Annotated in this window: 9 protein-coding genes; 4 read left to right on the top strand and 5 right to left on the bottom strand. The window is 60.6% G+C overall.

Features of this window, described 5'->3' with window-relative positions; genetic code table 11:
• Positions 1-104: 104 nt before the first annotated feature.
• The 3 genes from katG to R3F07_18710 form a co-directional block, all read right to left on the bottom strand.
• Positions 105-2309, bottom strand: coding sequence for a catalase/peroxidase HPI (gene katG / locus R3F07_18720; GenBank protein ID MEZ5278423.1), 2205 nt, complete (start codon positions 2307-2309; stop codon positions 105-107).
• 114 nt (positions 2310-2423) lie between these two features.
• Positions 2424-2852 (bottom strand): Fur family transcriptional regulator, encoded by a 429-nt coding sequence (locus R3F07_18715; GenBank protein MEZ5278422.1) that lies wholly within the window; start codon positions 2850-2852, stop codon positions 2424-2426.
• A 105-nt stretch (positions 2853-2957) separates the two neighbouring features.
• Positions 2958-3476 carry a hypothetical protein gene (locus R3F07_18710; protein MEZ5278421.1) on the bottom strand — a complete coding sequence of 173 codons (519 nt, stop codon included), beginning with the start codon at positions 3474-3476 and terminating at the stop codon, positions 2958-2960.
• A 349-nt stretch (positions 3477-3825) separates the two neighbouring features.
• Between R3F07_18710 and R3F07_18705 the strand changes: the two genes are divergently transcribed.
• Positions 3826-4557, top strand: a complete 732-nt coding sequence (locus R3F07_18705; GenBank protein MEZ5278420.1) for a carbonic anhydrase family protein — start codon at positions 3826-3828, stop codon at positions 4555-4557.
• A gap of 253 nt (positions 4558-4810) precedes the next feature.
• Here R3F07_18705 and R3F07_18700 read toward each other — a convergent pair whose 3' ends face one another.
• Entirely contained in the window at positions 4811-5308 is a 498-nt protein-coding gene (locus R3F07_18700; GenBank protein ID MEZ5278419.1) for a hypothetical protein, read from the bottom strand.
• 496 nt (positions 5309-5804) lie between these two features.
• Here R3F07_18700 and lpxD point away from each other — a divergent pair, with 496 nt between their 5' ends.
• A complete protein-coding gene (gene lpxD / locus R3F07_18695) occupies positions 5805-6833 on the top strand; it encodes a UDP-3-O-(3-hydroxymyristoyl)glucosamine N-acyltransferase (protein MEZ5278418.1) in 1029 nt (342 codons plus the stop codon).
• A 114-nt stretch (positions 6834-6947) separates the two neighbouring features.
• On the opposite strand, the gene R3F07_18690 is transcribed toward lpxD, so the two are convergent.
• Positions 6948-8333, bottom strand: a complete 1386-nt coding sequence (locus tag R3F07_18690) for a class II fumarate hydratase (protein MEZ5278417.1) — start codon at positions 8331-8333, stop codon at positions 6948-6950.
• 383 nt (positions 8334-8716) lie between these two features.
• Here R3F07_18690 and R3F07_18685 point away from each other — a divergent pair, with 383 nt between their 5' ends.
• On the top strand, positions 8717-10384 hold the full coding sequence (locus tag R3F07_18685) for an NADH-ubiquinone oxidoreductase-F iron-sulfur binding region domain-containing protein (protein ID MEZ5278416.1): 1668 nt from the start codon (positions 8717-8719) through the stop codon (positions 10382-10384).
• Positions 10377-13094, top strand: a complete 2718-nt coding sequence (gene fdhF, locus R3F07_18680) for a formate dehydrogenase subunit alpha (GenBank protein MEZ5278415.1) — start codon at positions 10377-10379, stop codon at positions 13092-13094. Before R3F07_18685 ends, fdhF begins: the two co-directional genes overlap by 8 nt.
• Positions 13095-13116: the final 22 nt, after the last annotated feature.

Below are 13116 nucleotides of genomic sequence, written 5' to 3'. Positions count from 1 at the left end.
CTCCAGCCACTCTTGAACGATGCACAAAAAGACCCTTCCGAAGCGGTGCTTCGGAAGGGTCTTGTGCTCACGGTTGTGTCGTCGAGCCGATCAATCGGCCGGGATCAGGCCTTGAGATCGAATCGATCGAGATTCATGACCTTGTTCCAGGCCGCCACGAAGTCCTGCACAAACTTCCCCTGCGAGTCGTCACAGGCATAGACTTCCGCAAGGGCGCGCAGTTGGGAGTTTGAGCCGAATATGAGGTCGACGGCCGAGCCCATCCACTTCACCTCGCCGGATCCGCGTTCACTGCCTTCGTAGAAGTATTCACAGCGCGCGGACTTTTTCCACTCGGTGTCCATGGCGAGCAGGTTCACGAAGAAATCGTTGGTCAGTTTCCCGGGTCGCTTGGTGAAGACACCGAGCTGGGACTGACCGACGTTGGTATTCAGAACACGGAGACCGCCGACGAGGACCGTCATCTCGGGGGCTGTCAGGGTCAGCAGTTGCGCCTTCTCGACCAGCAGCGCCTCCGATTGCTTCGCCAGCTCCGGCTTCACGTAGTTGCGGAAACCATCGGCGACCGGCTCGAGCACGGCGAAGGATTCGACATCCGTCTGGCTCTGGGTCGCGTCCGTCCGGCCCGGCGTGAACGGCACGTCCACTTTGTGTCCGGCATCCTTCGCCGCCTTCTCGACGGCGGCGCATCCGCCCAGCACGATCAGGTCCGCCAGCGAGATCTTCTTGCCGCCGGATTGCGAGCGGTTGAAGTCGGTCTGGATCCGCTTCAGCTTCTTCAGCACCTTCGCCAGTTCCTCGGGTTGATTGACCTCCCAGTCCTTCTGGGGTGCAAGACGGATGCGGGCTCCGTTGGCACCACCGCGCTTGTCAGTGCCGCGGAATGTTGCTGCCGAGGCCCAGGCGGTCGTGACCAGCTGTGAGACGGAGACTCCCGATGCGAGAAGTGTCTTCTTGAGCGTGGCGATGTCCTTCTTCCCGATCAGCTTGTGGTCGACCGCGGGAACAGGATCCTGCCAGATCTCCTGCTTCCTGGGAACCATTGATCCGACATAGCGGCTGACGGGTCCCATGTCGCGGTGGGTGAGTTTGAACCACGCCTTGGCAAAGGCCTTGGCGAACTGGTCCGGGTTCTTGTGAAAACGCCTGGAGATCTTGGCGTAGGCCGGGTCTTCCTTCAGCGCCAGATCCGTCGTGAGCATCATGGGGGCGTGCCTCTTTGCCGGGTCATGGGCATCGGGAACCGTGCCATTGGCCGACTTCTGCTTCGGGGTCCATTGCTGGGCGCCGGCCGGGCTCCTGGTCAGCACCCAATCGTAGCCAAACAGGTTTTCAAAGAAGTTGTTGTCCCACTTTGCGGGTTCCGTTGTCCAGGCCCCCTCCAATCCACTGGTGATGGTGTCACCGGCATTGCCGGTGCCGAACGAATTCTTCCAGCCAAGACCCTGTTCCTCGATGGGCGCGCCCTCGGGCTCGCGGCCGACATACTTGACCGGGTCCGCCGCGCCGTGCGTCTTGCCGAAGGTGTGTCCGCCGGCGATGAGTGCGACCGTCTCTTCGTCGTTCATGGCCATGCGCAGGAACGTCTCCCGAATGTCCTTCGCCGCCAGTTTGGGATCCGGGTTGCCGTTCGGTCCCTCGGGGTTCACGTAGATCAGGCCCATCTGCACGGCTCCGAGGGGATTCTCGAGTTCCCGGTCTCCGGTGTAGCGTTTGTCTCCCAGCCACTCGGTTTCCGGCCCCCAGTAAATGTCCTCCTCGGGCTCCCAGACGTCCTCGCGACCACCGCCGAATCCGACTGTCTTCAAGCCCATCGACTCCAGGGCGCAGTTGCCGGCGAAGACCATAAGGTCCGCCCATGAGAGTTTCCGCCCGTACTTCTGCTTGATCGGCCAGAGCAACCGACGCGCTTTGTCGAGGTTGGCGTTATCCGGCCAGCTGTTGAGTGGCGCGAAACGTTGTGTGCCGTTTCCGGCGCCGCCGCGACCGTCATGGATGCGGTAAGTGCCGGCACTGTGCCAGGCCATGCGGATGAATAGCGGACCGTAGTGCCCGTAGTCGGCGGGCCACCAGTCCTGTGAGGTGGTCATGAGCGCCTCGAGGTCCGCCTTGAGAGCGTTCAGGTCAATGGTCTTGAACTCCTCGGCGTAGTTGAATTCCTCTCCCATCGGGTCGGACAGGGCGGATCTCTGATGGAGTATTTTCAGGTTCAACTGGTCGGGCCACCAGTGTTGGTTCGACATGGTCGTCGGAGCGGGGCGGGCTTGAGTTCCGCCCATCACAGGGCACTTGCTTATATTGTCTGACATAGTGACTTTCTTTGGTTGATGGGGAAGGTTGTTGAGTTTGGGTTCTGGAAAATTATGCCGGGTTATTCGTTGATCATCCTTCGGCAGAGCGGGGCTCCCGGGGGCGGTCTCTTTTCAGGTCGAGCCCTGTGTTTTCTCGAGACACTTGGGACAGATGCCCCAATAGACAACTTCAGCTTCATCGATCTGGAATCCCGAGTCGCTGGACGCGGTCAAACAGGGAGCGTGGCCGACGGCGCAGTCGACGTCGACCATTTCACCACAGGTGCGGCAGACCAGGTGATGATGGTTGTCACCGATCCGATTCTCATAGCGGGCCGGTGATCCGGAGGGCTGGATCCGCCGGAGAAGGCCTTTCTCGGCCAGGACACCGAGGGTATTGTAAACCGCCTGGCGCGAAATGACCCCGATTTCGGCGCGAACGTCCTCGGCAATCTCATCCGCCGTTCCATGGGGCCGAACCGACACCGCCCGCAAGACAGCCAGGCGCTGGGCCGTCACGGCGATCCCATTTTTGCGAAGCAGGTGATCCAAGTCGGGCACTGTTCCATTTCTCTCCAAGTTCTGGACTCTGTCAAGAATTGGAATGATTCCAACCCCTTAGGCCGGCCCGAATGGTTTGGATTCGGAGTGACCTGAACCTTTCCTCTATGGGATTGGCCGGATCGAATCGATGACCTTCTTGAAGACGGGATCAAGCGTTTCATGCTGATCCGCCGGCGTCATCAAATAGGCTGCCACTTTATAATCTCCCCGCTGGAGGATCACCTGGTGCCAGATGGTGTTGCCGCTGACGCCCGCCGCTGTGTGAGTGAACTCCACGGCGTGAAACCCGTTTCGGTCCCAGGTCGATTCGGAAATGACTTTCTGACCGCTCTTGCGTTGGAAATCCAACCAGACCGTCCGTTCTTCCTCGATTGTGTGACGCGGATTGTAGTCCACCGTATTCACCTGGATCTCTCCGGCATGGGGAGACCCGCCTGGCCGGAAACGGGTGCCTCCGCTGGCTGGAACCTCGGTCCATCCGGCCGGCAACTCGAAGGTAATCCTATCCTCCGGATCGCTTCGTGTGGCACTTTGTTTGCCGCAGGCGGTGAACGAAAGGGCAAGCGATGCGGCAAGCGCTGCCGCTCGGATCCGGTGGATGCCTGGGATGGAGTTCATCATGAGCCGATCGACGTCTGTCCATTAGGATTCGGTCTCGAGATCCCGCTCTTGAGTCACGTTTTGGCGACCATTGCAGACGCGATTGTCCTGCGCCCGACGGCATAGATCGAGGGACAGTTGCCAATGGAGCCTCCACCGCCCGGAACCTTTCCGGGGATGGTCCGTGGTGGACCGCCGCTTCTTCCCGGCTGATGGCTTGAGGAGAAGCCAGGGAAATTCGTCTTGAAATCGATGAGTTGAGCTTGCGGAAGGCTTTAAAATGCGTTATGTATTTCACGAAACAGTTAACGTATTACAGTTTGACTCATGTTCATACCGCATCCTCAGCCAACACCCATACACCATGAAAATGTCTGCACTTCGATCACTCGTCTCTTTCAGCGCCATCTTCGCCGGCACGGCTCTCGTCGCCGGCGACGGTCATTCCCACGCTGCCACAACCCAGAAATCCTGGGCCGGTACCGAGACGCGGGAATCGCAGGCGGCCGCAACCCCTGAGGAAGCCATCCAGCTTCTGAAGGACGGCAATGCGCGGTTTGCGTCGGGACTGAGCAGCAATCGGGACTATCTTGCACAGGCGAAAGCGACGGCCAAAGGACAATATCCGCTGGCCATCATTCTGGGGTGCGTGGACAGCCGGGTTCCGCTGGAGACGGTCTTTGACCTCGGTATTGGCGATGCTTTTGTGGCCCGGGTCGCCGGCAACGTGACCCGTGAGGACGTCATCGGGAGCATGGAGTTTGCAACCGCTGCGGCCGGGGCCAAGGCTATCCTGGTTGTCGGGCACACGGCCTGTGGTGCGGTCAAGGGCGCGATCGATCGGGTGGAGATGGGCAATCTGACCAGTCTCCTCGCCCAGATTGATCCCGCGGTCGAGGAAGTCTCGACGGCGCCGGGCGAGTTGCGCACCTCCGGAAACTCGGCGTTTGTCGATGAAGTGACCGCTGAGAATGTGCGCAACGTGATGGACCATATCCTGAAGGAGAGCGAAGTGATAGCCGGCCTCGTCGCAGAGGGTCGGGTCATTCTTGCCGGTGGCATGTATGACCTGGATTCGGGCAAAGTGACCTTCTTCGATTGAGCCCGCTCGCCATTGGTTCGGCAGGCGTCCCGTCCATGCCGGCGCCGGAGTTCATCAAGTGAGTCTCCGTGTCGGATCCTTTCCCGGCCGGGGCCCAACCTGCGAATCGTGACGTGTTGCCCTTCCGGCCGTCACTTGCCCCAGCCGCCTTGGTGCAGTTGGAACCTGCAAGGTGCTTCCCAAGTTCCGAACTGGCGGCATTAGCCCGGCTCGGAGATGGCGACCAGCCTGTGGGTGGCCCGGGCTCGATGACCTATTTGTCTTTGCCTGCCGCTGGGGTTGGCTGGGCTGTCCCCTTGTCCCCGCCTCCGGCTGCGCTCAACGCTGCGGTGATGGTCCGGGCGAGCCGTTCGCTTTCGGCGATCTCACCTTTCAGATCGAACGCCCGAATCTCCTCGAGGTTGCCGAGGGTGTTCAGGTCGAGCAGACAGAGCGACAGCATGGTCCCGGAGGTGAGTACCGCCGGAATAGGCGGCTTTTTTGCTGCGAGGGCCTGGATCAATCCGGAAAGGTCGAGGGCGTTTCCAGGCAGCCGGTACGCGACCAGGTAAATCCGACCGGCAACCGTCTCGGTCTGTCCCTTTGTATAGTAGCTTCGGCTGCCGGTGATGTCGGCGACATTGTTTTGCGAAGAAGCGGAGCTACCGCCGCTGCCTGTGACGCTGACCGAGACGTTGCTGTTGGCGTTGCCGGCTGTGTGAATGGTGAAGCGCCTCCAGTCCGAACCAAGTTCGCCCAACTTAAGACTCAACGGAGTTGAATTCCCGGACAGAAGCTCCGTGAGGTCGGCGCTCCAGCCGGAAGTCGGGGCGACGGATAACACTACCGTGCTGAGCAGAAAAACCACGCAAATCTGCCGACAGCGAATGCCAGCACATGAACATGACTTCATCCAGCCGAAATGAGGACTCGGCATCAGTCTGGCAACGGATAAAGAATGACCGGAAATCCAACTGCCGCTCTGCGATCATCAGGAGTCGGTTCCCGGAGTTCGACGGGGGATTTTGCCGTGATGCGGTGAGGTTCCTCGTTCAGCTGAGAACCACCCCGGAGTGAAGCAGGCACATTCCCCTCCGGTTTTCGGCTCCCTGAAGATCCATGCCTGATGAATCAGTTACGGCACGATGTCCGGTGGAGGGGCAATGCGTCCGGATACCTTGACAGGACCGGCATCCAGCGGTTCTGATCCCTCAGGTCGGCGTTTCTTCTTTCGCAGGCCTCGCCCATACCCCCCTTGAAGGAACCGCATGACGATTACGGCCGCAGCACTGGCATTTCATTTGAACGGCGAAGTCATTGGTGACGGCAGCATCGAGCTCTCCGGCTTCGCCACTGCGGACCGCGCCCATCCCGGCGATCTGACGTTTGCAGAAAAAGACAGCTATTTTGCAGCGGCCAATGCCTGCCAGGCCACCGCCATTCTGGTCTCGGGCGAATGCCCATCGACCTCGAAAGTGTTGATCCGCGTGGCCAACCCGCGTATCGCCGCCGCCCACGCCATACCGCTCTTTTTCCCGCCGGAGGAATTCGCAGCAGGCATTCACCCGAGTGCAAGTATTGCCGCCAGCGCAGAGATCGACCCGAGCGCTCATATTGGACCCGGCTGCGTCATCGGCGAAAACGTGCGCATCGGCGCGGGTAGCGCGCTGATCGGCGGAAATCATGTCGCACATGGAGTCAGACTCGGCAGCGACGTCCGTTTGCATCCTAACGTGGTCCTTTACGCGAACACCGAGATCGGTGACCGCACGATCATCCACGCCGGAACCGTGATCGGTGCAGACGGCTATGGCTACGTATTTGACAAAGGGCGACACCTCAAAATGCCACAGGTCGGGAACGTGGTGATTGGTAGCGATGTGGAAATCGGCTCCAATACATCGATTGATCGCGCCGCTCTGGGATCGACGGTCATCGGGTCCGGTACGAAAATCGACAACCTGGTCCACATTGCGCACAACGTCATCTTCGGTGAGAATTGCCTGATTCTGGGCCAATGCGGATTTGCGGGCAGCACCGAGTTTGGCGATTACTGTGTCATCGCTTCTCAGTCCGGCGTTGCGGGACACCTGAAGATCGGCAAGCAGGTCACCATCGGCAGCAAGTCCGGCGTCATGCGCGATATCCCGGATAAGGACACGGTGCTCGGCTATCCTGCCGTGTCGCACACCCAGGCCAAGCGTCAGTGGGTCAGTGTCCAACGTCTGCCCGAGATTCAGAATCAGCTGCGTGAGCTGAAGAAGCAGGTTGCGGCGCTCCAGGCAAAGCTGGAATAAAGCAGTTACGAACCGCCGCCCCGGAGGATGCCAGGCCTGGAGGTCGAAAACAGGGGCAAAGGTGATACCCGTGGATTCTTCCGGTGACTGAAGATCATCCGGTTTCGCCGCCTGTCACCGATTGTTCTCTCCCCAGAGAATTTCGTCGAGGGACGCGTCGTCGAGGAAACCGAGCTTGAGGGCGGCGGCCTTGATCGAAATGCCGTCGGTATGCGCGGTCTTGGCGACCTTCGCCGCATGGTCATACCCGATGTGGGGATTCAAAAGGGTGGCGAGACCGAGGGCGTTGTGGGCGTAGTCGAAGCACCGCTTAAAGTCGGCACCGAGGCCCTCGACGCAGTGGGTGGCGAAGGTCCGGCTGGCGTTGGCCAGGCAACGGATCGAGGTCAGCAGGCAATGGGCGATCAGGGGCAGGGTGGCGTTGAGCTCAAGGTGACCGTCCTGACCGCAGCGTGTCACCGTCTGGCACAGGCCGACGGCGTAGTGACAGGTCTGGACCAGCATCTCCGACATGACCGGATTGACCTTGCCCGGCATGATGGAGGATCCCGGCTGGGTCGGGGGTAGCTGGAGTTCGCCCAGGCCCGCCCGCGGGCCGGTGCCGAGCAGGCGGATGTCGTTGGCGACCTTGGTCAGGGCGGCGGCGATGGCGCAGAGTTGCCCCGCGACTTCGACGGCATCGTCGCGGCCGCCCTGTGCCTCGAAGTGATTTTCGGCTTCACGGAAGGCGATGCCCGTATGTGATGAAAGGATACGACAGACGGCGGCTCCGAAGGCCGCGTCGGTGTTGAGCCCGGTGCCGACGGCAGTGCCGCCGATGGCGAGTTCGCCCAGCGCGGCGATGGAGCGATGGACCCGTTCGATGGCCTTGGCGATCTGACGTTCGTAGCCGGAGAACTCCTGTCCGAGTGTGATCGGGGTCGCGTCCATCAGGTGGGTGCGGCCCAGCTTGATGGTATCCGACCATTGCGTGGCCTTCTCTCCGAGAGCGGTCCTCAGGCCTTGCAGGGCGGGGAGGAGGTCCTCCCTTAAAGACAAGGCGGCGCTGACATGAAGGGTGGTGGGGATGACATCGTTGGAGGACTGACCGCAATTGGCGTGATCGTTGGGGTGCACCGGACGCTTGGAACCAAGGGGTTGACCTGCGATCTGCGAGCATCGGTTGGCGATGACCTCGTTGGCGTTCATGTTGGTCGAGGTGCCGGAGCCGGTCTGGAACACATCGAGCGGGAAGTGCTCGAGCAGCCGGCCTTCTGCGATCTCGGCGGCGGCGGCGGCGATGGATTCGGCGAGGGCCGGCTCAAGCCGGCCCAATTCGGCATTGGCCTCGGCGCAGGCCCGCTTGACCAGTCCCAACGTGGTGATGAAACGGGGAGGCAGGGATCGGCCGCTGATGGGGAAGTTGTCAACCGCCCGTTGGGTGGAGGCTCCGTAAAGTGCGGAAGCGGGAACGTTGATTTTCCCCATGGAGTCGGTTTCGACGCGTATGTTCGAGTTCATGGCAGTTCCTGGGTTTGGCAATTATCCTCTGTCACATTCGGCTCTTTTTCAATTCCCGGCTCGATACATGAGCGCCCTATTGCTCGATTGGCCCGCAGCGGAAATCGTCAAAGAGAGTCACACTGTCCGCCTTGCTCCAGAGTCTGACCAGACCGGCTTTCCAAAAGGTCGCGTCGACACCTGAAAGAGCTCAATTCCATTCAGCAACTCGGAAATGCGGTCAGTATGGCTTGTCGCCATTTCGCGCTGCCCTTTGCTCGCTGACTCGGGTCGGCAATCATCTTCTGCCCGGCGATCCGCCGCCTCCGCGTTCTTTTGGCGATCGGGCCGTGCCGGCAGATCTTTCTTTCCAAGACCGGGCGAGGCGGGTAGACCTCTGCGCCATGTCGAGAAACCTGAGCGAACTTGCCCGACGAAAAGGGATTGGCGACAACCTCTTTTCACGGATCGGCGAGGCCAGGGCAGAAGGGACGCCATCACGGAAGGACATGGAACGTCTCGCCGATGAGTTTCTGATTGGTCCGGCCATTGTCTATGGCACGGCGACCTTCTACGATCTGCTTCGCCCCGAAAACCAGGGCAAGAAGGCCTATGTCTGCAACGGTTCGGCCTGTCTCTGCGCAGGAACCCAGGAAGCGGTCAAAACTGAATTGCAGAAGCATCTCAAACCCGGGGAGATCGGTCATCTGACCTGTCTGGGCCGATGTCATGAGAACGGGGCCTTCCACTATGCCGGCAGGACCTACAGCGCCCTGGACCCGGCCGGGATAGCCTCGGTTTTGAAGGGCGACAACTCCCTGAACCGGGACCAATTCGAGGTGAGATCACTTGGCGTGTCGGTGCTGACCGCGCCCTTTGAGGGCATGTTGGCCATGGCCGGGCTGCTTAAGGCCAGGTTGGCGCAGGATTCCGCCGACGTCCTGGAGGAGGTCAAACGGGCGGGTGTCCGGGGCCGCGGAGGCGCCGGGTTTCCGATGGGGGCCAAGTGGGAATTCGCTCGAAAGGAAGAGAGCAAAACGAAATTCATCATCTGCAATGCCGATGAAGGGGATCCGGGCGCCTACTCGGACCGCTACTTGCTCGAACAGCGGCCCCATTCGGTTCTCTTCGGGATGATCATCGCCGGCTATTGCATGGGAGCGGAATGGGGCGTGCTTTATATCCGGGCCGAATACCCCGAATCGTTTCCCATCATTGAGGCCGCCATTCAGGAATTCCGGGATCACGGTCTCCTCGGCAGGGACATCAATGGACGTGGGTTCAATTTCGAATTCAAGATCGTCCGGGGGCAGGGGGCTTATATCTGCGGGGAGGAGACGGCCCTGATCAGCAGCATCGAGGGACAGCGTCCCGAAGTGCGAACCCGTCCCCCGTTTCCGGCTCAGCAGGGCCTTTTCAACAAGCCGACCATTGTGAACAACGTCGAAACCCTGGCGGTCGTACCTTATATCATGCGACATGGCGGGGCAGCCTATGCGTCCTTGGGAACCGCAAAATCCAGCGGAACCAAGCTGATCAGTCTGGACGGCTTCTTCAATCGTCCCGGTATCTGCGAAGTGGAGATGGGGACCCCCCTTTCCGAAGTGGTCCATGATCTTGGAGGCGGCTTCAGGGAACCGGTCAAGGCCCTCCATATCGGCGGGCCGCTGGGCGGCATCGTTCCGGCGGGGATGATTGACGAACTGACCGTCGATTTCGAATCCTTTGCCGGGGCCGGCTTCATGCTGGGCCATGCCTCGATCGTCTCCATTCCGGAGTCCTTTCCCATCATGGAGTATCTGGAGAAGCTGATGGAATTCGCCTCGGTCGAAAGCTGCGGGAAGTGTTTCCCCTGCCGGCTGGGGACGAAGCGGGCCCACGAGATGCTCCAGCTGGCCAATCGAGGCGAATACCGCATCGATCCCGCTCTCTTTGAGGATCTTCTCCATACCCTTGAATCCGGTTCGCTCTGCATGCACGGGGGCGGAATTCCCCTCCCGGTCAGAAACGCCCTGCAGTATTTCAGCGAAGAGTTGAGCGAGTATTTTTCACGGGAGGTGAACCATGCCTGAATCCGCCTATCTGAACGGCCGGCCCTTTGAGATCCGGGAGGGGGAGACCATCCTGAACTTCGCGCGGCGTGCGCTCGGGCCGGATGTCATTCCCACCCTGTGCGACGCACCCAATCTCGAACCGTTCGGGTCCTGTCGGGTCTGCAGCGTGGACGTCGCCCTGGAAAAGGGCGGAAAAACCAAGGCGGTCGCCTCCTGTCACACACCCGTTCGTCCAGGGCAATACATCACCACCGACTCCGGGAATATTCAGCGCCTGCGCCGCAATATCATCGAACTGGTGCTGACTGATCATCCCCTCGACTGCCTGACCTGCGAGGTGAACGGGAACTGCGAATTGCAGACAGTGGCCGCCCGCGTGGGAATCACCGAGGTCCGCTACCCGAAGGGCGAGGATCACCTCGACCGCCCGAAGGACCTGAGTCATCCCTATATGCGGTCCGACCTGAGCAAGTGCATCAACTGCTACCGATGCGTGCGGGCCTGCGATGAGGTGCAGGGCGAGTTCGTCCTGAGCATGGCCGGACGCGGATTCGACAACCGGATCATCAAGGGTCTCGACCAGAGCTTCGAGGACAGCCCCTGCGTGAGTTGCGGGGCGTGCTCACAGGCCTGTCCGACGGCCGCGATTTCGGATGTGTTCAGCTCGAAGTCGATCGTGGCGACGTCCAAGACACGGACGATCTGCAATTACTGCGGAGTCGGCTGCAATCTGGAGGTGTCCACTTCCAACGGAGCGATCACCAGCATCCGGGCGCCCTATGATGCCGAGGTGAATGCCGGTCATACCTGCCTGAAGGGCCGCTATGCGTTCAAATTCTACAACCACCCCGATCGCCTGCGCTCACCCCTGATCAAGCGCAACGGATCCTTCGAGGAGGCGACCTGGGATGAGGCCTACGACCTGATCGAGAAGAGATTCCGCAGTTACATCGGGGAATTCGGAAAGGACTCGGTGGCCGGCATTTCCTCGGCGCGCTGCACCAATGAGGAGAATTACCTCATGCAGAAGTTCTTCCGGGCCGCGGTGGGCACCAACAATATCGATGGATGCGCCCGGGTCTGCCACTCACCGACTGCGCTCGGCATGAAGCGCGCCTTCGGCACCGGAGCCGCCACCAATTCGATCGCCGACCTGGAATACGCCAACTGCATCCTGGTCATCGGGGCGAATCCCACGGCGGCCCATCCGGTCACCGGAGCGAAGTTCAAGCAGTTCCAGATGAAGGGGAATCCATCGATCGTCATCGATCCTCGGCGCACGGAAATGGCCCGCTACGCCACCCATCACCTCCAGCTGAGACCCGGCACCAATGTCGCCGTCCTGAACATGATGATGCACTATATCATCGCGGAGGATCTCGTGGACAAGTCCTTCATCGAGAAGCGGACCGAGGGTTACGAGGAGTTTCGCGACCAGTTGCTCGCCCTCGATCTCGATGAGATGGAACGGGTTTCCGGGGTCGATCGCGAGCAGGTCAGGGCGGCGGCCATCACTTATGCGACAGCCGGGAATGCGATGAGCTTCCACGGGCTCGGTGTGACCGAGCATTCCCAGGGCACCTTCACCGTGATCCAGATTTCCGACCTTGCCCTGATGACCGGCAACGTCGGGAGGCCCGGGGTCGGCGTGAATCCGCTGCGGGGACAGAACAACGTCCAGGGCGCCGCCGACATGGGGGTCCAGCCGCATCTGGGCGCCGGATATCTCGATGTGACCGATCCCGAGATCATCGGCCGATACGAGGACTTCTACGGGGTCCCCGTGTCTCCGTCGATCGGCTACAAGATCCCCGAGATGTTCGACGCGGCCCGGGACGGCATGCTGAAGGCCCTCTGGATCATCGGTGAGGATGTGGTCCAGACCGATCCGAATTCCCAGAAGGTGAAACGCTCCCTTGAAGCGCTCGATTTTCTGGTTGTGCAGGAACTCTTCATGACCGAAACGGCGAAGTTGGCCGATGTCATTCTGCCCGGAGCATCCTTCTTCGAAAAGAGCGGGACCTTCACCAACGGGGAACGGCGGGTCCAGCGGGTCAACCAGGTGGTCGAGCCGCTCGAGGGCACGCGGCCGGACGGCCAGATCGTCGTGGATCTGATGAACCGGATGGGGTATTCGCAGCCTGACTACGATGCGGCCGGCGTCCTGGAGGAGATCTCACGGATCGTCCCGTTCTTCGCGGGAATCAAGTGGGAGGAACTCGGCATCAACGGCAAGCAGTGGCCGGTGACGCCCGACGGGAAGGATACCAAGATTCTTCACACCGAGACGTTCAAGCGGGGCAAGGGGTTGTTTCAGTTCAACGCCTTCCGCGAGAGCAGTGAGATCAGGGAGAACAAGGCGCAATTCCCCCTCATTCTGACCACCAACCGGAACCTCGAGCACTACAATTGCGGTGCCCAGACCCGGCGGACCGACAACGTGGACCTCATCACCGAGGATGTGCTGCTGGTGCATCCCCTGGATGCCGCCGAGGCCGGAATCGAGGACGGGGAAATGGTCTGCGTCGCCTCGGAACGCGGCAAGGTCGATGTCAAGGCCCGGATCACCGACGAGGTCAAGCAGGGCGTGGTGAGCACGACGTTTCACTTTCCGGAAATCATGGTGAACAACCTCACTTCCGACGTGCATGACTCGGAAGCCATGTGCCCGGAATACAAGGTAGTCAGCGTGCGGATACGCAGGACCCGCCACGGCCTCCTGCGGTGACTGGAGAGACGGCGTTGAGGAT

The sequence above is a fragment of the Opitutaceae bacterium genome, from assembly GCA_041395105.1.
Classification (GTDB): Bacteria; Verrucomicrobiota; Verrucomicrobiia; order Opitutales; family Opitutaceae; genus B12-G4.
The sequence above is the reverse complement of the archived record's forward strand: the minus strand, read 5'-3'. Positions and strand labels throughout refer to the sequence as shown.

Bases quoted from the DNA above. Each gene is read 5' to 3' on its own strand.
- katG (MEZ5278423.1), bottom strand. From the start codon at position 2,309: ATGTCAGACAATATAAGCAAGTGCCCTGTGATGGGCGGAACTCAAGCC.
- R3F07_18710 (MEZ5278421.1), bottom strand. From the start codon at position 3,476: ATGATGAACTCCATCCCAGGCATCCACCGGATCCGAGCGGCAGCGCTT.
- R3F07_18705 (MEZ5278420.1), top strand. From the start codon at position 3,826: ATGTCTGCACTTCGATCACTCGTCTCTTTCAGCGCCATCTTCGCCGGC.
- lpxD (MEZ5278418.1), top strand. From the start codon at position 5,805: ATGACGATTACGGCCGCAGCACTGGCATTTCATTTGAACGGCGAAGTC.
- R3F07_18690 (MEZ5278417.1), bottom strand. From the start codon at position 8,333: ATGAACTCGAACATACGCGTCGAAACCGACTCCATGGGGAAAATCAAC.
- R3F07_18685 (MEZ5278416.1), top strand. From the start codon at position 8,717: ATGTCGAGAAACCTGAGCGAACTTGCCCGACGAAAAGGGATTGGCGAC.
- fdhF (MEZ5278415.1), top strand. From the start codon at position 10,377: ATGCCTGAATCCGCCTATCTGAACGGCCGGCCCTTTGAGATCCGGGAG.